The sequence below is a fragment of the Dactylosporangium fulvum genome (assembly GCF_025137375.1).
Classification (GTDB): Bacteria; Actinomycetota; Actinomycetes; order Mycobacteriales; family Micromonosporaceae; genus Dactylosporangium; species Dactylosporangium fulvum.
The window spans coordinates 6,952,788-6,974,509 of the sequence record NZ_CP073720.1 but is presented as its reverse complement, the minus strand read 5'-3'; the positions used below and the strand labels follow the sequence as shown (position 1 = coordinate 6,974,509).

Sequence of the window (21,722 nt, the reverse complement as noted above, 5' to 3'; positions counted from 1 at the left end):
ATCCGAACCCCCTCTGGCCGTCGTCGCATGCCGAGCTGGAAAGGAAAACCATGGCACGTATCCGCCCAACCCCCGGCAGTCGCCACCCATCGACATACGTCGCCACCGCCCCCGATCTCAAACGCCGCGCGCTGACCTGGGCGATGGCCGTCCTGACCGCGCTGGCCTCGATCACGCTGATCGTGGTGTCCAGCGCACCGAAGGCCGACGCCGCCATCGGCTTCGACCCCAGCCAGTTCCGTGGCGTGCACTGGTCCCGGCTGGGCGACAACTTCACCCCCGACAGACTCGTCCTGCAGGGGTTGTCCGCGAACGACGACTACAACTCCGCCCGGAGCAAGGCCGACGCCATGTTCGCCGCGTTCCAGAACGACCTGGGTGCCAACACCGTCCGGCTGCCGATCAACCCCGCCACCACGGCCTGGAACACCTACAACGGCGTCATCGACGCCGCCACCGCCAGAGGTTTCAAGGTCATCCTGTGCTACTGGGTGCAGGACGGTACGAACATGGTCCCGGCCGGCTTCCTGGCCACCTGGAACCAGATGTGGGACACGCTGGCCGCCAGATACCGGTCCAACCCTCTGATCTACTTCGACCCGATCAACGAACCCATCGGTTTCAACACCACCCAGTGGCTGGACTTCGCCGCCACCTGGGTTGCCCGCATGAACACGGCCGGCATTCCAGGCAACCGGCTGTTCATCGAGGGCGCCCAACTCGACGGCGGCGGATGGGGAAGTGACCTGCGGCCGCTGTGCAACGACTCCCGCTTCAACGGGGTCTACCTCGGCCTGCACCGTTATGCCTTCCCGTACGGTTCGCGGACCTACGATCAGTGGGTCAGCGACATCACGACCCTCATGGGCAACTGCGCCTCGCGCACCGTCATCGAGGAGTTCGGGGCGTCGGCGGACACCGGCGTCGACTTCAACGCCACCCCCACCGGCACGACCGACAAAGAGGTTGCGTATCTGCGTGCCATCACCGACGTCGTCCGCAACTACCACCTGGGTGCGATCTGGTGCCATGTCATCGGCGGGAGGACCACGAGCCCGGACCACGACACGCTGAACATTCTGAGGCTCGCCGGCAGTTTCGACGGCAGCTCCAACAACCTGCCGCTGTGGACCCCCAACCCCACCGCCGTCGACCGGCTCAAGTACGCCTGGGGCAGTCTCGGCTCGGGCACGACCGAGCTACGCAACGTCGGCCTCAACGCGTGCCTCGACGTCCCCAATTCGTCACAGGCCAACGACGTCCAGCTCCAGGTCCGCAGCTGTGTGAACGGCAACAACCAGCGATGGACCAGAAGGCCCAACGGAGCGATCACCGTCTACAACGGCACAAAATGCCTGGACGCCTTCGGCTTCGGCAAGACCAACGGCACCCGTGTCGTCATCCATGACTGCCTGGGCAACGCCAACCAGCAGTGGCGCTTCTTCTCCGACGGGACGATCCGCGGCGTCGACTCCCGCCTCTGCCTGGACGCCGACCCGTCCAACCCGCAGAATCTCCGGCTCTGGTCCTGCGGGGGCGGCAACAACCAGAAGTGGCGCCTCTTCGCCGCGCAGGTCGGCCTCCGAGCTCGCGCGAACGGCCAGATCGTGGCGGCGGAGTCCGCCGGTGCGCAACCGCTGATCGCCAACCGGGCTGTCGTCGACTCCTGGGAGACGTTCGACTTCATCGACAACGCCAACGGCAGCGTGAGCCTGCGCGCGCACGCCAACAACCGGTACGTCAACGCCCCCAACGGCGGTGCGTCACCGCTGATCGCCAACAGCACCACCGTCGGCCCGGCCCAGGAGTTCGACCTCATCTACAACAACGACGGCAGCATCAGCCTCCGTGCGCGCGCCAACGGCCAGATCGTGGCCGCGGAGTCCGCCGGTGCGCAACCGCTGATCGCCAACCGCACCGCCGTCGGCCCCTGGGAGGAGTTCGACCTTCTCGTCTAGGCGCTGTCCTGCCGATCACGTCGAGCCGAGACGGAATCTGGGCCCGTCGCAGGCCGGCATGATCGGCAGGGCAGGGCCTAGAGCACCTCGACCGGCCGCGGCGCGACGTTCCGTGCCGCGGCCGCTCGAGCACAAGGCGCACCCGTCCGCGTGTACCGTGCTGCTCGGGCCCGCACGATCGACGATCTCGAGTGAACGCTCCGGATTGAGGAGGCGCCGTGCAACGCATCGATGCTCACCAGCACTTCTGGGACCCCGCCAGGTACACCTATCCATGGATGGCGGGCCATGCCATGGATCCCGTGCGCCGCGAGTTCGGTCCGGATGATCTCCTGCCCAGTCTGCGTGCCGCGCGCATCGACGCGACGATCCTCGTTCAGACGCTGTCCAGTCTCACTGAGACCCGCGAGTTCCTGCGGCTGGCGGCGGATACGGACGCTGTGCGCGGGGTGGTGGGCTGGGTGGACCTGACTTCCCCGTCCGTCGGCGACGATCTCGACGAGCTGCTCGACGGGCCGTCCGGCCGCTGGCTGGTCGGCGTGCGCCATCAGGTCCACGACGAACCGGACCCGGACTGGCTGCGGCGCGACGACGTCCGGCGCGGCCTGGCTGCCGTGCAGCGCCGGGGTCTCACGTATGACCTGCTGATCCGGGCTCGGGAGATTCCGGCGGCGACCGACGCGGTCAGGCGCTTCCCGGAGCTGCGGTACGTGCTTGATCACATCGCGAAGCCGCGTATCGCCGAGAGCCGGGACGACCCCTGGACGCAGGGCATGCCGGCGCTCGCCGCCGAGCCGAACGTGTCGGTCAAGCTGTCCGGAATGGTCACCGAGGCCGACTGGGCGTCGTGGACGCCCGACGACCTGCGCCCGTTCGTCGGCCGGGTCGTGGAATGGTTCACGCCGCAGCGTCTCCTGTTCGGCTCGGACTGGCCCGTCTGCCTGCTCGCCGGCTCGTACGAGGACGTGCTGGCGGGCCTCACCGCCGCTCTGCCCGCCATGAGTCCGAGCGAGCTCGAGCTCGTCTTCGGCGGCAACGCGGAGCACACCTACGGCATCCGCGACGACCAGAGGTAGCAGTGGACGGGTCTTGTGACGCCGTCGACCCGGTGCTACGGTCCAGTGTCGAATCAGTTCGAAAGGGAGCCGAGGCCGTGGCGGTTACCATCGCAGACGTCGCGAAGCACGCCGGTGTCTCGCGCAGCACGGTCTCCTACGTGCTGAGCGGCAACCGTTCGATCTCCGCCGAGACCATCGCGAAGGTCGAACGGAGCATCGAGGAGTTGCAGTTCCGCCCGCACGCCGGGGCGCGGTCGATCCGGACCCGGCGCACCGGGGTCATCGCGATGGCGCTCCCGCTCGTGCACGGCCCGCACAACCAGGTGCAGATGCCCTACGTCTTCGCGGCGCTGACCGCGGCGCAGGACGCCGGGCTCAGGCTGCTCATGCTCACCGACGACGACGGCACCACGGCGATCCGCGACGCGGTCGGCACGGCGCTGGTCGACGGGGTGATGCTGATGGAGGTGCAGCAGAAGGACCCGCGCGCCAAACTGCTGCGCTCGCTGAAATGCCCCGCCATCATCGTCGGCACCCCCGACAACCCGCACGGCCTGCCCTACGTCGACTTCGACTTCGCCGCCTGCGGCCGCATCTGCGCCGAGCACCTGCTGGGGCAGGGGCACACCCACGTCGGCTTCCTCGGCCAGCCGGCGGAGACCTACCGGCGCGGCATCGCATATGCCGCGCACGCCCGCGACGGTGCCCTCAACGCCCTGGCCGAGCAGGGCGCCCAGGCTACCTGGACGGCCTGCGAGCCGTCGGTCGGCGGCGTGGCCGGCGCACTCGCCGACCTGCTCGAGCGCGACCCGCGGATCACCGGGCTGATCGTCTACAACGAGTGGGCACTGCCGCTCGTGGTCGACCGGCTGGCCGGCCTCGGCCGGCCCGACGTGGCGGTCATCGCGATCTGCCCCGACGACGCTGTCGACCGGCTGACCCGGCCGGTGACGTCGGTCGCGCTGCCGGTCGAGGACCTCGCCCGGATCTCGGTGGAGCGGCTGGCCGGTCTGATCAACGGCGAGGCCCAGCCGTCCGTCACGATGCTCGCCCCGGTCCTGAAAGTCCGTTAGCGCATCACCAGACACCCCCAACGGCACTCGGCCTCCGCGCCGATTGTCGAATCAGTTCGAAAGGCATCGACAATGCTCGCTTCGCGATGGAACGCCGTCCTCGCGCTGTTTCTCGCCGGCGCCATGGCCGCCACCGTGGCCGCCTGCGGCGACGGCGCGGGCGGCGGCGGTACCGCCGACTCCGACACCCTGACCGAGATCGACTACTACGAGGCCGCACCGCAGAACACCCAGCTGCCGAAACTCCTCGACGCCTGCGGCGCGCAGGCCGGCGTCAAGGTGCAGCACCAGCAGGTCCCGCGCGCCCAGTTCATGCCGAAGCTGCTGCAGCAGGCGTCCGCCAAGGCCCTGCCGGACCTGGCCCTGATCGACAACCCCGACCTGCCCCAGCTGGCCGCCACCGGGGCGCTCGTCCCGCTCACCGGCCTGGACACCGACGGGCTCTACCCGTCGATCGTCGCCGCCGGCCAGTACCAGGGGCAGACCTACGGCATCGCGCCGGGCGTCAACGGCCTCGCCCTCTACTACAACCAGGACCGGTTCGCCGAAGCCGGCCTCACGCCGCCGAAGACGTGGGACGAGCTGACGGCCGCGGCCAAGGCCCTGACGAAGGGCACCCGCTACGGCATCGCGTTTTCCGCGGTCGGCACCGAGGAGGGCAGCTTCCAGTTCGAGCCGTTCTTCTGGACCGCGGGCGCCAGCCTGAAGAAGCTCGACTCGCCGGAGGCGATCCAGGCGCTGACGCTGTGGAAGCACCTCGTCGACAGCAAGGCCGCCTCGAAGTCCGTCGTCACCTGGACCCAGGCCGACGTCAACGACCAGTTCATGGCCGGAAACGCCGCGATGATGGTCAACGGCCCGTGGCAGCTGCCCACGCTGAACGCCAAGAAGGACCTGAAGTTCGGCATCGTCCCGATTCCGATCCCGTCACCGGCGGCGAAACCGGTGACGCCGCTCGGCGGCGAGGTGTGGACGGTCGGGAAGAGCAACCCGGACCGGGAGAAGAAAGCCGCCGCCGTCCTCAAGTGCCTGCTGAGCCAGGACAAGAGCCTCGAGTGGTCGACCAACGCCGGTTACATCCCGAGCAACCAGGCCGCCGCGCAGCAGCTCGGGAACACCGATCCGCAGCTGAAGGCGTTCGTCGAGGAGGTCGCCACCGCGCAGGCCCGCACCGCCGAGCTCGGCACCGCGTACCCGAAGGTCAGTGAGGCGCTGTACACCGCGATCCAGGCCTGCCTCGCCGGCGGCAAGTCCCCCGAGGAAGCGCTGAAAGCGGCACAGGCCGCGGCAGCATGAAACGGGTAGCGTTCGTCCTTCCGGTGTGGATCTACGTGGTCGCGTTCTACGCCTACCCGCTCGTCACCAACGTGCGGATGGGGTTCCTGGACTACACGGTCTCGTCGTTCTACACCGGGGTCGCGCCGTTCGTCGGGCTGCGGAACTACCGCGAGGTGTTCCACAGCCCGGCGTTCGCCGGCACTGTCGTCAACACACTGCTGTTCACCGCCGGTTCGCTGCTGTTCCAGTTCGGCATCGGCCTCGCGCTGGCGGTGTTCTTCCAGCGGAAGTTCCCCCTCAACGGCGTGTTGCGCTCGTTGCTGCTCGTGCCCTGGCTGCTGCCGCTGGTGGTGTCCGGCACCGCGTGGCGCTGGATTCTGGAGACCGACTCCGGCGTGCTCAACCAGACCCTGCTGCAGCTGCATCTGCTCGACCAGCCGGTGCCGTGGCTGGCCAGCACCGACTGGGCGCTCTTGGCCGTGATGCTGGTCAACATCTGGGTCGGCATCCCGTTCAACATGGTGATCCTGTACGGCGGGTTGCAGGCCATCCCGGCGCACCTGTACGAGGCCGCCGCACTGGACGGCGCCGGCGCCTGGGACCGGTTCCGGCGCATCACCGTGCCGCTGCTGCGTCCGGTCACCGCCGTCGTGCTCACCCTCGGGCTGATCTACACGCTCAAGGTCTTCGACGTCATCATGGTGCTCACCCAGGGCGGCCCGGCCGACTCGTCCCAGACGCTGACCACGTTCTCGTACGACCTCTCGTTCCAGCGGCTGGCGTTCGGCCACGGCGCGGCCGTCGGCAACCTGCTCATCCTGGTCGCGGTCGGGTTCGCCGCGGTCTATCTGCGCACCGAGCGACGGTCGTCCACATGAGACGGATCCTCACCACCGCGACCGGGGTGCTGATCCTCGCGGTCATGCTGTTCCCGCTGTACTGGATGCTCAATGCCTCGCTGCTGCCGTCGACCGAGCTGGTCCGGCCGACGCCGACCTGGCTGCCGGTCCACGGCACGCTCGCCGGCTACCGCAACGCCCTGTCCAGCCAGGGTGGGCATCTGCTCACCAGCCTGTACGTGTCGCTGGGCACCGTGGCGGCGACGCTGCTGATCGCGGTGCCGGCCGCCTACGGGCTGGCCCATCTCGCCGCGCCCGGCCGCCGGTCGCTGCTGTTCGCCCTGCTCGTCGCGCAGATGATCCCCGGCATCGTGATGGCCAACGCGTTCTACGTCGCGGCCAACCGCCTGTTCCTGCTCAACTCGCCGCTCGGCCTGATCCTGGCCGACTCGACGCTCTGCGTGCCGTTCGCCGTGCTGATCCTGCACGCGTTCATGCGCTCGGTGCCGGCCGAGGTGCGCGAGGCCGCTGCCCTCGACGGCGCGTCGGACCTCCGCACGCTCGTGTCGGTGATCCTGCCGATGAGCCGCAACGCCGTCATCACGGCGAGCCTGTTCTCGTTCCTGTTCACCTGGGCCGACTTCCTGTTCGCGGTGACCCTGACGACCCGCGACGAGTTCGCCCCGATCACCGTCGGCATCTACCGGTTCATCGGCGCGCACCTCAGCGACTGGAACAGCGTGATGGCCACCGGGGTCATCGCGTCGGTCCCGGTCGCCGTGCTGCTCGTCGTCGCGCAGCGTTACGTCGCCGCCGGAATCGCCTCCGGCAGCGTCAAGGATTAGGGAGTACGCACCGTTGGCAACCCGACTGATCTGGCAGCGAGGGCACCACGTCCTGGCCGTGGAACCCTGGGGCGAGGACAGCGTGCGCGTCCGAGCCGGCATGCACGCCATCCGCGACGACCTGCCCGGCGCGCTGCTGCCGCCGTCCCCGGTGGACTGCACTGTCGATGGACAGACACTGGTCAACGGGCGTCTCCGCGTGAGCGTCGACGACGACGGCCTGCTGACCGCGGCCCGCACCGACACCGGGGAAGAGCTGCTCCGGGAGGAGCCGGCGCATTTCTGGTGGCCCGGCCCACGCCATTTCGAATCCGCGGGCCACGGCACGTACCGCATCGAACAGCGGTTCGCCGCCCACGACGACGAACGCGTCTACGGACTCGGCCAGCACGGGCACGGCCGCTTCGACCAGAAGGGCATGGTGCTGGACCTGCAGCAGCGCAACGGCGAGGTCACCATCCCGTTCGCGGTCTCCAGCCGCGGCTACGGCCTGCTGTGGAACACCCCCGCCGTCGGCCGCGTCGAGTTCGCGGTCAACGGCACCAGGTGGGTCGCCGACCGCGCCCGGCAGCTCGACTACTGGCTCACCACGGGCGAGACGCCCGCCGACATCCTGCGCCACTACGCCGACGCGACCGGCCACGCACCCCGCCTGCCCGGCTGGGCGTCGGGCTTCTGGCAGAGCAAGCTGCGCTACCGCACCCAGGACGAACTCCTCGCTGTTGCGGCCGAGTATGCGAGACGGGGCCTGCCGCTGTCCGTCATCGTCGTGGACTATCTGCATTGGAAGCACCTCGGCGACTGGCTCTGGGACGCCGAGGACTGGCCCGACCCGCGCGCGATGGTGGAGACGCTCCGCGGCAACGGCGTGGAACTGGCCGTCTCGGTGTGGCCGTCCGTCAGCCCGCTGTCGGCCAACTACGCACCCATGCGCGCTGCCGGACTGCTCGTGGCCACCGAGGACGGCGCCGCCGTGCAGGCCGAATGGCCCGACGGAGACGGGGAGTCCCCGATCGGCGTCGCCTTCTACGACGCCACGGACCCGCGCGCCCGGTCCTACCTGTGGGAGCTGCTGCACGAGCACTACTACAAGGCCGGCGTTCGCGCTTTCTGGCTCGACGCCTGCGAACCCGAGACGCGCCCGGGGCAGCCGCACAACCTGAGGTACGCCGCCGGCCCGGGCAGCGAGGTCGCCAACCTCTACCCCCGCGAGCACGCCCGCGGCGTCTACGAGCATCTGGTCGCCCACGGCGAGACCGAGGTGCTGTCGCTGGTCCGGTCTGCGTGGGCCGGATCGCAGCGGTTCGGCGCGGCCCTGTGGTCCGGCGACATTCCCGCCACCTTCGCGGCATTGGCGGCATCGGTACGGGCCGGGCTCAACGTCGCGCTGAGCGGCATCCCCTGGTGGACCACGGACATCGGCGGCTTCCACGGCGGCGACCCGGACGACCCGGCGTTCCGCGAGCTCGTCGTGCGCTGGTTCCAGTTCGGCGCCTTCTGCCCGCTGTTCCGGCTGCACGGCCACCGCGAGCCGCGCGCCGCCCGGGCCGGAGTCGGCGTGTCCGGCGGCCCGAACGAGGTGTGGTCGTTCGGGCCCGAAGCGTACGCCGCCGTCACGGCTGTCATGCACCTGCGCGAGCGGCTCCGTCCGTATCTGCACGAGCAGTTGCGCCAGGGCGAGACGACCGGCCTGCCGCTCATGCGCCCGCTGCTGCTCGAGTTTCCCGGCGACCCGGCCGCCTGGGACGTCGACGATCAGTTCCTCTTCGGCCGCGACCTGCTGGTCGCGCCGGTCCTCAGCCCCGGCGCCGTCCGGCGGGAGGTCTACCTGCCCGACGGCGCGGCCTGGACCCACACCGACACCGGCACCACGTATTCCGGCGGCACCAGCGTCACCGTCGACGCGCCGCTCGACCGGATCCCGCTGTTCCTGCGAGACGAAGCCCGTCTCCCGATCGCCCCGTCCGCATTGGAGGAATGATGTCCCGCGCAGCTCCGCCAAGCCGCCTGTTCATCGCCGCCCTGCTCCTCGCCGGATCCGCCGTCGTCCTGGCGCCCGCCACGGCCTCGGCGGCCGACACCACCGTCACCGTCAACCTCGCCCAGCGCGGCAAAGTGCCGACCCGGGCCGGTGCCGGGTTCCTCTACGGCCTGAACCAGGACGGTTCCGGCCCCGCCGACAGCGTCCTGCAACCGTTGCGGCCCATGCTCTTCCGCGGCGGCGGTGCCCGCATCGCCGGCCACGGCTGGCTCGGTGACGGCTACCGCGCCGGCAGCGGCTATCAGGTCCGGGTCGACTCCGCGATCAGCCAGGCCCGCCGCGTCACCGCCGCTCCGTACAACGCCACCTACCACCTGCTCGTGTCCGACGTCTGGGGCGCCGACACCGAGCAGCCCGCCAACACCGTCTACCCCTGCGACAACGGCGACTGCACCAACTGGCGCTCGTTCATCACCCGCCTCGTCACCGACGTGCGCGCCTCCGGCGTCCGCGTGCGGTACGACATCTGGAACGAACCCGACGGGACCGGCTTCTGGCCGCGAGGGGTCAACAGCGCCCAGTACTACCAGATGTGGAACACGGCCGTGACCGAGATCCGCCGGCTCGACCCGGGCGCCGTGATCGTCGGCCCGTCCTACTCCGGCTACAACCACACCTGGCTGAACGACTGGGTCGCCCGGACCAAGGCCGACGGCACCCTGCCGAACGTGCTCAACTGGCATTTCGGCAACGACCCGGCCGCCGACGCCGCCGACGCGCAGGCGATCCTGTCCGCCCGCGGGGTCGCGCCGATGCCGCTGACCATCGACGAATACCTCTTCTCCCAGCAACAGCACCCGGGGTACCTCGCCTGGTACCTCGACCGGCTCGCGGTCTCCGACGTCTCCGCCGCCGCGCACGCGATCTGGTCCGACTGCTGCGTGGCCGGCACGCTCGACTCCGTGCTGTGGAACGGCCAGCCCACCGGCCAGTGGTGGGTGTACCGGGCGTACGCCCAGATGACCGGCAACGTCGTCGCCACGACAAACGGCAACGGCATGGCGGTCGCCGCCACCATCGACCCGGCCGCGGGCCGCGCGGTCGCGCTGCTGGGCAACCAGAACGGCCAGACCGGCACCACGACGGTCGTGTTCAACGGCGTGACGAACTTCGTCGTCGACGGCCGGGTGCGGGTCACCGTGCAGCGGATCCCCGACCAGTCGCCGCTGTCCGGCCCCGTCGTCGTGTCGAGCGCCGACGTCACCGTCACCGGCGGCACCATCAGCGTCCCTGTTGCCGTGCAGTCGGGCACCGACGCCTACACCGTGACGCTGGGTGCCCCGCTCGACGGCGGTGGCGGCGGTGGCGGGCCGCTCATCATCGACGCGAACAGCCCCGACTTCCAGTACGGCGCCAACTGGGGTCTCACCACCGGGGTCCCGGACATGTACGCCGGCACCGCCAACTGGAGCTACGTCGGCGGCGCCACCGCCACCCTCCGGTTCACCGGCACCCAGGTCGCGCTGCACGCCGTCCGGGACATGGACCAGGGCCGGATGACCGTCTCGGTCGACGGCGGCGCGTCCCAGACGATCGACAACTACGCGCCGGCTCGCAACGCCTCCGGCGTGGTGTGGACCAGCCAGGTGCTGCCGAACGGGCCGCACACGGTCACCATCGTCAACACCGGCCAGCGCAGCCCGGCGAGCACCGGCACCAACATCGCACTGGACCGGGCCGACGTGACGCAGGCGGCCGTGCTGACCGTCGACGGGAACGTCCGCGGCACCGGCCTCAACCAGTTCAACTACAGCGCCGACTGGGGTCTCGCCACGGGCATTCCCGACATGTACGCCGGCACCGCCAACTGGAGCTACACGGCGGGCTCCACCGCGACGTTCGCGTTCGCCGGCACCCAGATCGCGCTGCATGCCGTCCGTGACATCGACCAGCAGATGATCGCGATCTCCATCGACGGCGGTGCTGAGTCCATAGTGGACAACTATGCCCCGTCGCGCAACGCGTCGGGCGTGGTGTGGACCAGCCCGACGCTGGCCAACGGCAACCACACCCTGCGTGTCCGGGTGACCGGCACCAAGAACCCGGCCAGCTCCGGCTGGAACGTGGCGATCGACAGCGTCGACGTCAGGTAGCGAGGTCCCGCCCCTGTGACGGCCGGCCGTCCGTCCCGCTGGTGCTGACCAGCGGTACGGGCGGCCGGCTTGAGGTCGAAGTGGCTAGCGCCGCCCCTGCAGATACACGGTCCGCATGGAGGTGAAGAAGTCGCGCGCGGCTCGGCCCTGTTCCTTCGGGCCGAACGCGCTCGCCTTGGTGCCACCGAAGGGCACGTGCGGGTCGGCGCCGCCGGTCTCGCTGTTGATGTGCAGCACACCGACCCTCAGTTCGGCCATCGCGTGCAGCGTGACAGCAAGATCGCTGGTGAACAGCGCGCAGGACAGCCCGAACGGGCTGTCGTTGGCCAGCCGCAGCGCGGTGTCGACGTCCGGCACCCGGGTCACCGCGAGCACCGGCCCGAAGATCTCGTCGGTCCACAGCGGGTCGCGGGGGTCGGAGACCTCGACCAGCGTCGGCCGCACGTAGTAGCCGGCGTCGATGTCGGGCAGCAGATCGCCCGCGGTGAGCAGCCGGGTGCCGCCACCGGCCGCGCGCACCGCCGTGGCGATCGAATCGCGTGCGTCGCAGGTGATCACCGGGCCGACGTCGGTGCCCGCGGTCGTCGGATCGCCGAGCACCATCGACTCGATGCGCGCGCGGATGCCGTCGATGACCTGGTCGGCGACGTCGGCCTGCACGATGAGCCGCGAAGTCGCGGTGCAGCGCTGGCCGCTGGCGCGGAACGCCCCGGCGACGACGTCGTCGATCGCGGCCGGGAGGTCGGCGTCGGCCAGTACGATCGCGGCGTTCTTGCCGCCGAGTTCGGCCTGGATCGGCTTCGCCGCGGCCCCGCATGCGGCGATCAGCGAACGGCCGACCGTGGTGGACCCGGTGAACGTCGCCGCGTCGACCAGCGGGTGGTCGACGATCGCCTGGCCGAGGGAGCCCGCGCCGACGACCAGGTTGAGCACCCCGTCGGGCAGGCCCGCGTCGGTCAGCGCACGGGCCAGTCGCTGCGCCAGCAGCGGGACGACGCTGGCGGGCTTCCAGACGACGGTGTTGCCGTACGACAGCGCCGGGGCGATCTTCCAGGCGGGGATGGCGATCGGGAAGTTGAACGGCGTGACCACGCCGACCACGCCGACCGGGTGCCGGCTGACGACGATCGCCTCACCGGCCCGCGGTGAGGCGTACAGCTCGCCCGCCTCGCGGTCGGCCTCGGCGGCGAAGAAGTCGAGGATCTGCGCGGCGCGGCGTACTTCACCGATGCCCTCGGCCGCGAGCTTGCCCTCCTCGCGGCTGAGTTCCACGCCGAACGCGTCGGCCTCGGTCCGCAGCGCGGCGGCGGCCCGGGCGAGGATCGCGCCGCGTTCGTGATGCGGCGTGCGTCGCCAGCCGTCCGCCGCGGCAGCGGCAGCGGTGACCGCGCGCTCGACCTCGGCGCCGGTGGCCGTCGCGCCCTCGGCGACCGTCTCGTGTGGGTGGGCCGGATTCACCGACCGCAACAGCGGGCCGCTGCCGGCCCGCCACTCGCCGTCGATGAGCAGTTGCAGGTCTTCGGGCATGTCGGCTTCGTTCCTTGTCGTCAGCGGAAGGCGGCGATGCCGGTGAGGGCCTGGCCGACCACGAGCTGGTGCACCTCGCTGGTGCCCTCGTAGGTCAGCACCGACTCCAGGTTGTTGGCGTGCCGCAGGATCGGGTACTCGAGGGTGATGCCGGAGCCGCCGAGGATCGTCCGGCAGGTGCGGGCGATCTCGATGGCTTCGCGGACGTTGTTGAGCTTGCCGAGGCTGACCTGCTCGGCGCGCAGCTTGCCGTCGTCCTTGAGCCGGCCGAGGTGCAGGGCGAGCAGCAGGCCCTTGTACAGCTCCAGCGACGCGTCGGCGAGCTTCGCCTGGGTCAGCTGGAACCCGGCGATCGGCCGGTCGAACTGGATCCGCGTGGTCGCGTATTCGATTGCGGTGTTGAGACAGTCACGGGCGGCGCCCAACGCGCCGAACACGATGCCGAACCGCGCCTCGTTCAAACAGCCGAGTGGGCCGGCCAGGCCGCGGGCGTGCGGCAGCATCGCGCTCTCCGGCAGCCGGACGCCGTCGAGCGTCAGCTCGGAGGTGGTCGAGGCGCGCAGCGACAGCTTGTGGCGCACGTCCGACGCGGTGAAGCCGGGTGTGCCCCGCGGCACCAGGAAGCCGCGGATGCCGTCGTCGGTCCGCGCCCAGACCGTCGCTACGTCGGCGACACTGCCGTTGGTGATCCACATCTTGTTGCCGGTCAGCACCCAGTCGGTGCCCGAGCGCTCGGCACGAGTGCGCATGCCGGCCGGGTTCGAGCCGAAGTCCGGCTCGGTGAGCCCGAAGCAGCCCAGCGCCTGGCCGGCCGCGAGCCGCGGCAGCCACTCCTGCTTCTGCTCCTCCGACCCGTACTTCCAGATCGAGTACATCGACAGCGACCCCTGCACGGAGACGAGGCTGCGCAGCCCGCTGTCGCCGGCCTCCAGCTCCAGGCACGCCAGGCCGTAGCTCACCGCGTTGGTGCCGGCGCAGCCGTAGCCGGTCAGGTGCATGCCGAGCAGTCCGAGCTTGCCGAGTTCGGGGGCCAGCTCGACCGGCGACACGCCCTGCTCGAACCACTCCGCGATCGCCGGCCGCACCCGGTCGGCGACGAAATCGCGCACCGTGTGCTGGATCAGCCGCTCCTCGTCGGTCAGCAGGCTGTCGAAGTCGAGCATTGAGACAACATCGTTCGGCACGGGTACCTCGTGGTGGTCGGGGCTCGTGCTCGTGCACAGGCCGGGCTTCCATTGGGTCGTTGCGTCGGGCAGCAACCTGTCTTAGATTTTAGAAGATCGTAGGATGAGGCACCTCGGCTGACAAGGGAATCGCTGTGACATCGAGCAATCTGGCTCCGGACGAGCACGGCGGAGCGCTCGCCGGTGTGGTCGTCGCCGACTTCAGCCGGGTGTTGGCCGGCCCGCTGGCCTCGATGATGCTCGCCGACCTGGGGGCCACCGTGGTCAAGGTCGAGCGGCCCGGCAGCGGCGACGACACCCGGGCGTGGGGACCGCCGTACGTCGGCACGATGAGTACGTACTACTCGTCGGTGAATCGCAACAAGCGCAGCGTCGCGCTCGACCTCGACGACCCGGCCGACCTCGAGCTCGCCCGCCGGCTCGTCGCCCGCGCCGACGTGTTCCTGGAGAACTTCCGGCCGGGCCGGCTGGCGGCCTTCGGCCTCGACGCCGACACGCTGCTGGCCGCGCATCCCGGCCTGGTCTACTGCTCGATCACCGGCTTCGGCAGCGGTGCCGGTGCCGACCGCGCCGGCTACGACTTCGTCGCGCAGGCGGTGGGCGGGCTGATGAGCATCACCGGCGCACCCGGCGGTGAGCCGACCAAGGTCGGGGTCGCAATCGTCGATGTGATCACCGGACTGCATGCGACCATCGCGATCCTTGCCGCGCTGCGGCACCGCGAGCGCACCGGCACCGGGCAACGGGTCGAGGTCAATCTGCTCTCCAGCCTGCTCGCCTCGCTCGCCAACCAGGGCGCTGCCTACATCAACAAGGCGGGCGTGCCGGTGGCGATGGCCAACCGGCATCCGAGCATCGCACCGTACGAGACGGTGCGGACGAAGGACGCGACGCTCGCCCTCGCCGTGGGGAACGACCGGCAGTTCGCCGCGCTGTGCGGGGCACTCGATCGGGCGGAGCTGGCGACCGACGCCCGGTTTGCCACCAACCGAAACCGGGTGGTGCACCGGGCCGAGTTGATCGCCGAACTGGAGGCGGCACTCGCCGGCGACACCGCCCAGACCTGGGCCGCGCTGTTGCAGGCGCGGGGCGTGCCGTGCGGACCGGTGAACGACCTGGCCGGCGCCTTCGACCTGGCCGGGCAGCTCGGCCTGGACCCGGTGGCGACGCTACCCGGGAGCGGCGGAATCGACATCGCGACCCTGGCCAGTCCGCTTCGGCTGGCCGAGACGCCGGTGCGCTACCACCGGGCCCCGCCGGACCTCGGTGCTGACTCCGCGGATGTCCGGCGCTGGCTGGAATCGTGCTGACGACGAGCGAATCAGGGCGTGTCGGCGAGTAGCCGGCCGAGCGCGGCGAGCGCGTTCTCGCGGTGCGCCGCCGAGAGCTCGACGGCGGCGGCCACGTCGCCCTCGCGCACCGCGCGCAGGATCCGCCGGTGCTCGGTGTTGATCAGCCGCAGGTGTGCGGCGTCGGCGAAATACAGCGACCGGTAGGCGTCGGTCGAGTCCCACAGCATGCGGATGAAGTTTGTCATCCGCGGCATCTCGGCGGCCTCGAAGAGTGTGAAGTGGAAGCGTCGGTTCGCGGCCGTGACCGCCGCGATGTCCTGACTGCGGGCGAACGTGTCGATGTCACGGATCGCCTCGCGCAGCCGGTCCAGGTCGTCGCGCCCGATGCGGGCGACCGCCCGCGCCATCGCCTCGCCCTCCAAGAGCGCCCGGATGCGATACGTCTCGGTCAGCTCGTCCAGGTCGAGCTGCGCGACGAAATAGCCGCGGTGCCGGTAGTAGCTGACCTGCCCCTCGACCTCCAGCGTCTTCAACGCCTCGCGCACCGGCACCACGCTCAGCCCGAGCTCGGCGGCCAGCACCTCCTGGCGGATCTGGTCGCCCGGCCGCAGCACCCCGCGGGCCAGCCGATCGCGAAGCCGCGCCAGGGCCGCGTCCTGTGCCGTCACCACACCTCTGGCGGCGTCTGCCATGCTGGCCTCCTCGCAGCGGGCCGGATGCGGCCCGTGCTGCACGATACCCGACCGCGCCGACCGGACATCTGCGATCTTCTAAGACCGTGGAGGACGGTGACGCGGCCGCGGACCTCGGCCGGGTCCTGGTGGCGATCTGCGGGTCGGCGCGGTCAGGGCCCGACAAGTCCGCCGGCGGTGCGGATCGCGGTGGCGAGTTCGGCGAGGCCGTCGTCGCTCGCCGGTGCGTCGAGCAGCGCCAGCCACCGCTGTCGTAGCAGCGATTCGTAGGCCGGCCGGGCGGCCTGCTCGCCGGTCGCGTCGAACCGAACGCGTCGGCCGGGTGCGTCGGCCGGGTCGGAGGGCAGCCGGACCGTCCACCGGGTCTCGGGGTCGACGGCGGTCACGGTGAGCTCGGCCGGTCCGAGGAGGGACACCACACCCGACACGTTGATCGCCGGCGTGTCCGCGACGCCGGCCAGGTGGTAACCGTGCTCGTCGAACGCGGTCAGGCGCAGCTCGCCGTCGGTCAGCCGGCGCAGGATCACCAGGTGCTCGACCAGCGCCGCACGTACGTCGGATGCCGGGTCGATCAGCTGGCAACTGTCCAGCAGGGCCGGCGGGCCCGCGGCGGCGAGGTCCGCCAGCAGCGGGCTGTCGGCGAACCTCCAGGCCACCGCCACGTGCAGCCCGAGGGCGTGGGCCCGATCGGCCAGCTCGTCGACGTCGGCGGCGCGTGCGGCGCCGGGCGTGTCCAGCACGACCGTCCGGGCCCCGGCCGCGCAGGCCGACCGGACCTGGTCGAGCAGCAGCGGGCCCGCGGTCACGACCGCGATGTCGGCCCGCTCGTCCGCCGCCGGCCGCAGTCGCCCGCCGAGCGTCAGCGCCGCGAGCTCGTGGCGGCGCGCTGTGGCCGGTGCGCACCAGCGGGTGCTGACGGTGTGCTGGCCGGTCATGCGTCCTCCGCTTCGCTCCGGCCGCCTGACCTCCAGGCTGTGCTCATGATGACCGGCCCCTCCGCTTCGCTCCGGACCGGTCATGCCGCCACCAGCCGATCGGCCTGGTCGATGAGCCCGATGGCGAAGTCGATGTCGTCGAGCGCGGTCGCGACCGGGTAGCGCGGCGTGATCGCGCCGCCGACCAGGTCGGCAAGGTGCAGCCATTCGCTCAGGTAGCCGTTGACCGGCGACTGCCAGGTCTGTGCCCGGTCCGGGTGGTTCGCGGAGCGGATGGTCGCGTGCGACGAGCCGGCCTGCACGTAGGAGGGCGGGAAGCTCAGGTCGAGCCGGTGCTCGCGACCCCAGGCCGTGAGGGTCCACGAGGGCTGCCAGCGCCCGGCGGCGAGGGCCAGCAGCTCCATCCGGCCGGCCGGTCCGGTGAGCACCAGCTGGTAGCCGAACGGCGGCACGAAACGCGCCGTGACAAGCCGGTCGACGTCCGGCAGCAGCGACCGGGCCAGCGGCAGCACATGCGTCGCCAGGCCGAGAATCGCCCGCGACAACGGCGTTGCGGCACTCGGCGCCGGCGTCTGGGCGGAGCCCGGAGCGAGCTCGGCGGCGGCCAGCACGAACTCGTCGTTCGGCGGCACCAGCACGACGGAGCGCAGCACCGTGCAGGACTCGCCGAGCGCGGCCCACCGCTGCCGGGCGGCGAGGTACGCGGGATCGAAGGCGTGCATCGCGCCCACGACCAGCGGCACCGGATGGGCCGCGAACGTGTCGCGGATCCGCTGCACGTCGGCCGTTGACGTCGCCAGCGGTTTCTCGCACAGCACGGCGATCCCGTGGCGTGCGGCGGCCGCGATCTGCTCGGCGTGGACGCGGTGCGGGCTGCAGATCACCGCGGCCGCGACGCCGTGCCGGGTCAGCGCGTCGTCGAGGTCGGTCGACGGTGCGGCGCCGAACCGGCGTGCCACCTCGTCGGCCAGGGCGGCGTCGGGATCCATGACGACAACGACGCGGAACCGGTCGGCCAGCGTGACGAGGGCGCGCAGGTGCACCGCCTGGGCCACCGCGCCCGCGCCTATCACCGCGATCCCCACCGGCTCGTCGCTCATGCCGGACCGTCCCCGATCAGCCGGGACAGCTCGGCCGTCAGCGTCTCGGGCAGGTTTCCGGCGAACGCGTGGGCGTTGGCGGTCACCTGCGCGGCGCTGTTCTGGCCGACGACGACCGATGCGACGGCGGGGTGGCTGAGCGGGAAGCGCAGCGCGGCCGACGGGAGCGTGGTGCCGAAACGGGTGCAGGCGGCGGCGAGCGACGCGGTCAGCTCGATCAGCGCGGGATCGCTCGCCCGGTAGTTGAAGCGGGCGCCCGGCTGCGGTCGGTCGGTGCTCAACAGGCCGGAGTTGAACGGTGCGGCGGCGAGCACCGAGACGCCGCGCTCGGCGCACTCGTCCAGCAGCGGCAGCGCCGACCGGTCCAGCAACGTCCACCGGCCGGCCACGAGCACGCAGTCGAGCTCCGTCTTGCGCACCAGGTCGAGCGGCGCCTGCCACTGGTTCATGGCGACGCCGATCGCCCCGACCAGGCCCTCCGCACGGAGTTCGGCCAGCGCCGGGAGCGCTTCTGCGGCACACTGCTCGAGGTGCCGATCCGGGTCGTGCACCAGGGCGATGTCGAGACGGTCGGTGCCGAGGCGCTCCAGGCTGGCGGCGACGCTGCGGCGGACGCCGTCGCGGCTGTAGTCGGGTTGCTGCTCGACGTCGTCGGGCACGTCGAAGACCGTCGACGTGAGCGCGGAACCGGTGGGGTTGCGGTTGGGGACGAGCAGCCGGCCGACCTTGCTCGCGATCACGTAGTCGGCCCGATCGTGCCGGGCGAGGGCCGCGCCGAGCCGCCGTTCGGACAGGCCGAGGCCGTACTGCGGCGCGGTGTCGAAGAACCGGATGCCCTGCTGCCAGGCCTCGTCGACGAGGGCGGTGGCGGCCTTGTCGGACATCCGGGTGTACCGGTTTCCCAGTGGCGCCGCGCCGAGCCCGAGATCGGTGACCAGCACGTCGGTCCGGCCGATCGGCAGCCGGCGCAGCGCGGTCACTCGGTCACCTCGTTGACGAGCTCACCGGCGGCGAACGCGCGCAGGTTCTCGATGCCGATGCGCAGGGCCACGCCGAACGTCTCGGCGGTCACCGACGCGGCGTGCGGGGCGAGCACCAGGTTGGCGTCGAGTGGAAGTGCGGAGAGGTCCGGCGGCTCGGGGTCGAACACGTCCAGGCCGGCTCCGAAGATCGCCTCGCGGCGGAGCAGGTCGTACAGCGCGGCCGTGTCGACGAGCTCGGCCCGGGCCGTGTTGACGAAGATCGCGTCCGGCTTCAGCATGCCGAGCAACTGCGCGGAGATCAGCCCGTCGGTGGCGGGGGTGTGGCTCAGGTGCAGGCTGACGACGTCCGACTCCGCGAACAACGCGGGCAGTTCGACGAACTCGACACCGAGTGCCGCCGCGCGCTCCGGCGTCGGGCGGCGGGTCCAGCACACCGGCCGCATGCCCAGGCCGCGGGCGCGGCTGATCACCTTCGCGGCGATCGGTCCGGCACCGACGACGCCGAGCTGCTTGCCGATCAGCTGCCGCCCCGGCCGGCGCGCCCATTCGCCGGCCCGGACGGTGCGATCGCCCTCGGTGAGCCGGCGGGCGACCGCGAGCAGCAGCGCGATGGTCAGCTCCGCGACGCTGTCGCTGGCGTAGTCGGGCACGTTGCACACGGCCACCCCGCGGGAGCGGACGGCGGGCACGTCGACGGCGCGGGCGACTCCGGTGCCGAGGTAGCCGACGATCTTGATCGTCGGGCAGCGGTCGAGCACCTCGGCGGGGAACCGGCCGCGCAGGCCGTACAGCAGCAGCCCGTCGGCGCCGGCGGCCAGCTCGGCGAACCGGTCGGCGTCCGGTGCGGCCTCCTCGTACCAGTCGAGATCATGGCCATGCGGCTGCAGCATCGTGGCGGCGAAGGTCGCGGCGAGGTCGCGGTAGCGGGGGACGCCGTCGACACAGACGAATTTCATGGCTGCTCCGATCGAGCGGACGGGGTCAGGTAGCCGACGGTGATCGCCTGCGCGAGTGCGGCCGTCTGCCGCAGCGGCGCGAGTGTGTGGTCGGGGGCGAGGCGGAAGGTCTCGAGCCAGCCGGTGTCCTCGTTGGCCACCGCGAGCAGCCCGCCGGGCGAGGTCGACAGGTCACGCGGCCAGCCGCGGGTGGCGGTCCAGCGCGGCCGGCCGCCGGCCGGCGGCAGCGCAGCCACCGAGTTGTGTCCACGGTTGCCGACCAGGATCGTCCCGGCGTGCACGATGATGTCCGAGGTCTGGTTCGCGTCACGGTAGTCGGCCGGCAGGGTGCTGACCGGCGCGGTGAGCTCGGTGAGCGAGCCGACGTCGAGGCGGTGCACGGTGCTGGCCAGCTCACAGACGACGAGCACACTCGTGTCGCCGGTGCGGGCGAGGTGGCGCGGGCCGCTGCCGGGCGGCGCCGGCCAGCTCGCCGCCAGGTGCGGGCCGGTCGGGCCGAACCGGTAGCGGCGCACGGCATCCGCGCCGAAGTCGGCGACGAGCACCCCGTCGGCGAGGGGGAGCGCACTGTGCGCGTGGCTACTCTGCTGGCGCGGGGTCACGCTGCTGCCGCTGCCGGCGATCGTCTCGTCCAGGCTCAGCCGGTCGCCGGTGAACGTCCAGCAGCAGGTGGCGCCACTGCGGTAATGCGCGGTCACCACCCGAGTGGCGTCCGCGGTCGCTGCGACGTGGACGGCAGCCGGCTCGCTCACCGCCCGGTCGACAGGGACGAAGCCCGCGCCGTCGAGCCGGTAGGCGTCCAGGATCCCCTCGTCGCCCGCGGTGCAGGCGACGAAGAGCACGCCCGCGTCGGCTGCCCACGACAGGTAGCCGGGTGTGGCCGCCAACGGAGTGCTGGAGAGCAGGTCAGCGCCGTCCGCGCTGCGCAGCTGCAGCGTCGGTGCGCCGTCCGCGGCGACGCCGGCGAGCGCGAGCAGGGAGTCGGGCACGTCAGGTCCGCTCGCCCGGCGCCGGGTCGTATCCGCCCGGGTGGCGGGCGAAGTCGCTCGTCGGCTGCCGCACCTGCACCTGGCCCCAGCGGTTGCCCGGACCGATGTCGTCGCCGGCGTAGGTGGCCGGCAGCGGCATCCCGCCGTCGACCGGGATCGACGCGCCGGTGATGTAGGACGCGTCGTCGGACACCAGGAAACGCACGGTCTTGGCGATGTCCGACGGTGTGCCGGTGCGGCCGAGCGGGATGTCGCGGTCCAGCTCGCGGTAGCGGTGCGCCCGCTCCGGGAACACCTCGATCGCACCGGGGGCGATCGCGTTGACCCGGATGCGGTGCACCGACAGCTCCAGCGCCCATGACCGCATCGCCCGGTCGAGCGCGGCCTTCAGCCCGCCGTAGACGGCATCAACCGGATCGACCCACCGGGCGCGGATCGAGGTGACGAAGACGATGCGGCCGGCGATCCGCTCGTCGATCATGTGCCGCGAGACGAGCTGGGTGAGCAGCAGCGGAGCGCGGAAGTTGACGGCGTACACGTCGTCGACGTCGGTGAGCCGGGTGTCGCAGAGCCGCTCGGAGTAACCGCGGCCGGCGTTGTTGACGAGCACCTGCACCGGACCGAAGTCGCCGACGGCCCGCTCGGCGAAGTGCCGGACCTGGCCCGGGTCGCGGAAGTCGGCCTCCACGGGCTCGACCCGCCCGCCGTACCGGCGGGCGGACTCAGCGACGTCGCGCGCCTTCTCCGGCTCGCCGCGATGGGAGAAGACCACGTCGTAGCCGGCGGCTGCCAGCTCGTCGACGACCCCGGCGCCGATACCGCGGTTTCCGCCGGTGACCACGGCGGTCTCTCTGCTGGTCATGCTGTGCTCACCTTTCG

18 protein-coding genes are annotated in these 21,722 nt (G+C 71.3%); 9 read left to right on the top strand and 9 right to left on the bottom strand.

What is annotated here, in order from left to right; all coding sequences use genetic code 11:
* Positions 1–50: 50 nt before the first annotated feature.
* From Dfulv_RS32150 to Dfulv_RS32115, 8 genes are all read left to right on the top strand, one after another.
* Positions 51–1,958: an RICIN domain-containing protein gene (locus Dfulv_RS32150; protein WP_259857556.1), complete on the top strand. Its 1,908-nt coding sequence runs from the start codon at positions 51–53 to the stop codon at positions 1,956–1,958.
* Between the two features lie 218 nt (positions 1,959–2,176).
* Positions 2,177–3,034, top strand: coding sequence for an amidohydrolase family protein (locus tag Dfulv_RS32145; protein ID WP_259857555.1), 858 nt, complete (start codon positions 2,177–2,179; stop codon positions 3,032–3,034).
* 77 nt (positions 3,035–3,111) lie between these two features.
* The gene (locus Dfulv_RS32140) at positions 3,112–4,089 is read left to right on the top strand and encodes a LacI family DNA-binding transcriptional regulator (RefSeq protein WP_259857554.1); all 978 of its coding nucleotides are present in this window, start codon (positions 3,112–3,114) and stop codon (positions 4,087–4,089) included.
* A gap of 72 nt (positions 4,090–4,161) precedes the next feature.
* Entirely contained in the window at positions 4,162–5,385 is a 1,224-nt protein-coding gene (locus tag Dfulv_RS32135; protein ID WP_259857553.1) for an extracellular solute-binding protein, read from the top strand.
* Positions 5,382–6,245: a carbohydrate ABC transporter permease gene (locus tag Dfulv_RS32130; protein WP_259857552.1), complete on the top strand. Its 864-nt coding sequence runs from the start codon at positions 5,382–5,384 to the stop codon at positions 6,243–6,245. Before Dfulv_RS32135 ends, Dfulv_RS32130 begins: the two co-directional genes overlap by 4 nt.
* Positions 6,242–7,051 (top strand): carbohydrate ABC transporter permease, encoded by an 810-nt coding sequence (locus Dfulv_RS32125; protein WP_259857551.1) that lies wholly within the window; start codon positions 6,242–6,244, stop codon positions 7,049–7,051. Before Dfulv_RS32130 ends, Dfulv_RS32125 begins: the two co-directional genes overlap by 4 nt.
* Positions 7,052–7,064: 13 nt before the next feature.
* Positions 7,065–9,032 carry a glycoside hydrolase family 31 protein gene (locus tag Dfulv_RS32120; RefSeq protein ID WP_259857550.1) on the top strand — a complete coding sequence of 656 codons (1,968 nt, stop codon included), beginning with the start codon at positions 7,065–7,067 and terminating at the stop codon, positions 9,030–9,032.
* Positions 9,032–11,185 (top strand): hypothetical protein, encoded by a 2,154-nt coding sequence (locus Dfulv_RS32115; protein WP_259857549.1) that lies wholly within the window; start codon positions 9,032–9,034, stop codon positions 11,183–11,185. Before Dfulv_RS32120 ends, Dfulv_RS32115 begins: the two co-directional genes overlap by 1 nt.
* Positions 11,186–11,269: 84 nt before the next feature.
* Here Dfulv_RS32115 and Dfulv_RS32110 read toward each other — a convergent pair whose 3' ends face one another.
* Together Dfulv_RS32110 and Dfulv_RS32105 are read right to left on the bottom strand one after the other, a co-directional pair.
* Positions 11,270–12,712, bottom strand: coding sequence for an aldehyde dehydrogenase family protein (locus Dfulv_RS32110; RefSeq protein ID WP_259857548.1), 1,443 nt, complete (start codon positions 12,710–12,712; stop codon positions 11,270–11,272).
* A 20-nt stretch (positions 12,713–12,732) separates the two neighbouring features.
* A complete protein-coding gene (locus Dfulv_RS32105) occupies positions 12,733–13,875 on the bottom strand; it encodes an acyl-CoA dehydrogenase family protein (RefSeq protein ID WP_259857547.1) in 1,143 nt (380 codons plus the stop codon).
* A 155-nt stretch (positions 13,876–14,030) separates the two neighbouring features.
* Here Dfulv_RS32105 and Dfulv_RS32100 point away from each other — a divergent pair, with 155 nt between their 5' ends.
* The gene (locus Dfulv_RS32100) at positions 14,031–15,206 is read left to right on the top strand and encodes a CaiB/BaiF CoA transferase family protein (protein WP_259857546.1); all 1,176 of its coding nucleotides are present in this window, start codon (positions 14,031–14,033) and stop codon (positions 15,204–15,206) included.
* 11 nt (positions 15,207–15,217) lie between these two features.
* On the opposite strand, the gene Dfulv_RS32095 is transcribed toward Dfulv_RS32100, so the two are convergent.
* The 7 genes from Dfulv_RS32095 to Dfulv_RS32065 form a co-directional block, all read right to left on the bottom strand.
* Complete coding sequence (locus Dfulv_RS32095; protein WP_259857545.1) at positions 15,218–15,880, bottom strand: GntR family transcriptional regulator; 663 nt, start codon at positions 15,878–15,880, stop codon at positions 15,218–15,220.
* 152 nt (positions 15,881–16,032) lie between these two features.
* Positions 16,033–16,815 (bottom strand): hypothetical protein, encoded by a 783-nt coding sequence (locus Dfulv_RS32090; protein WP_259857544.1) that lies wholly within the window; start codon positions 16,813–16,815, stop codon positions 16,033–16,035.
* 80 nt (positions 16,816–16,895) lie between these two features.
* Positions 16,896–17,915, bottom strand: a complete 1,020-nt coding sequence (locus tag Dfulv_RS32085) for a Gfo/Idh/MocA family protein (RefSeq protein WP_259857543.1) — start codon at positions 17,913–17,915, stop codon at positions 16,896–16,898.
* Positions 17,912–18,895, bottom strand: coding sequence for an aldo/keto reductase (locus Dfulv_RS32080; protein ID WP_259857542.1), 984 nt, complete (start codon positions 18,893–18,895; stop codon positions 17,912–17,914). The genes Dfulv_RS32085 and Dfulv_RS32080 overlap by 4 nt, the downstream gene beginning before the upstream one ends.
* Positions 18,892–19,854 carry a 2-hydroxyacid dehydrogenase gene (locus Dfulv_RS32075; RefSeq protein WP_259857541.1) on the bottom strand — a complete coding sequence of 321 codons (963 nt, stop codon included), beginning with the start codon at positions 19,852–19,854 and terminating at the stop codon, positions 18,892–18,894. The genes Dfulv_RS32080 and Dfulv_RS32075 overlap by 4 nt, the downstream gene beginning before the upstream one ends.
* Positions 19,851–20,843 (bottom strand): lactonase family protein, encoded by a 993-nt coding sequence (locus Dfulv_RS32070; RefSeq protein ID WP_259857540.1) that lies wholly within the window; start codon positions 20,841–20,843, stop codon positions 19,851–19,853. Before Dfulv_RS32070 ends, Dfulv_RS32075 begins: the two co-directional genes overlap by 4 nt.
* A gap of 1 nt (position 20,844) precedes the next feature.
* Complete coding sequence (locus Dfulv_RS32065) at positions 20,845–21,705, bottom strand: SDR family NAD(P)-dependent oxidoreductase (RefSeq protein WP_259857539.1); 861 nt, start codon at positions 21,703–21,705, stop codon at positions 20,845–20,847.
* Between the last annotated feature and the right edge of the window lie 17 nt (positions 21,706–21,722).

Bases quoted from the DNA above. Each gene is read 5' to 3' on its own strand.
- Dfulv_RS32130 (WP_259857552.1), top strand. From the start codon at position 5,382: ATGAAACGGGTAGCGTTCGTCCTTCCGGTGTGGATCTACGTGGTCGCG.
- Dfulv_RS32085 (WP_259857543.1), bottom strand. From the start codon at position 17,915: ATGAGCGACGAGCCGGTGGGGATCGCGGTGATAGGCGCGGGCGCGGTG.
- Dfulv_RS32110 (WP_259857548.1), bottom strand. From the start codon at position 12,712: ATGCCCGAAGACCTGCAACTGCTCATCGACGGCGAGTGGCGGGCCGGC.
- Dfulv_RS32135 (WP_259857553.1), top strand. From the start codon at position 4,162: ATGCTCGCTTCGCGATGGAACGCCGTCCTCGCGCTGTTTCTCGCCGGC.
- Dfulv_RS32150 (WP_259857556.1), top strand. From the start codon at position 51: ATGGCACGTATCCGCCCAACCCCCGGCAGTCGCCACCCATCGACATAC.
- Dfulv_RS32125 (WP_259857551.1), top strand. From the start codon at position 6,242: ATGAGACGGATCCTCACCACCGCGACCGGGGTGCTGATCCTCGCGGTC.
- Dfulv_RS32075 (WP_259857541.1), bottom strand. From the start codon at position 19,854: ATGAAATTCGTCTGTGTCGACGGCGTCCCCCGCTACCGCGACCTCGCC.
- Dfulv_RS32115 (WP_259857549.1), top strand. From the start codon at position 9,032: ATGTCCCGCGCAGCTCCGCCAAGCCGCCTGTTCATCGCCGCCCTGCTC.
- Dfulv_RS32105 (WP_259857547.1), bottom strand. From the start codon at position 13,875: ATGCTCGACTTCGACAGCCTGCTGACCGACGAGGAGCGGCTGATCCAG.
- Dfulv_RS32065 (WP_259857539.1), bottom strand. From the start codon at position 21,705: ATGACCAGCAGAGAGACCGCCGTGGTCACCGGCGGAAACCGCGGTATC.
- Dfulv_RS32090 (WP_259857544.1), bottom strand. From the start codon at position 16,815: ATGACCGGCCAGCACACCGTCAGCACCCGCTGGTGCGCACCGGCCACA.
- Dfulv_RS32095 (WP_259857545.1), bottom strand. From the start codon at position 15,880: ATGGCAGACGCCGCCAGAGGTGTGGTGACGGCACAGGACGCGGCCCTG.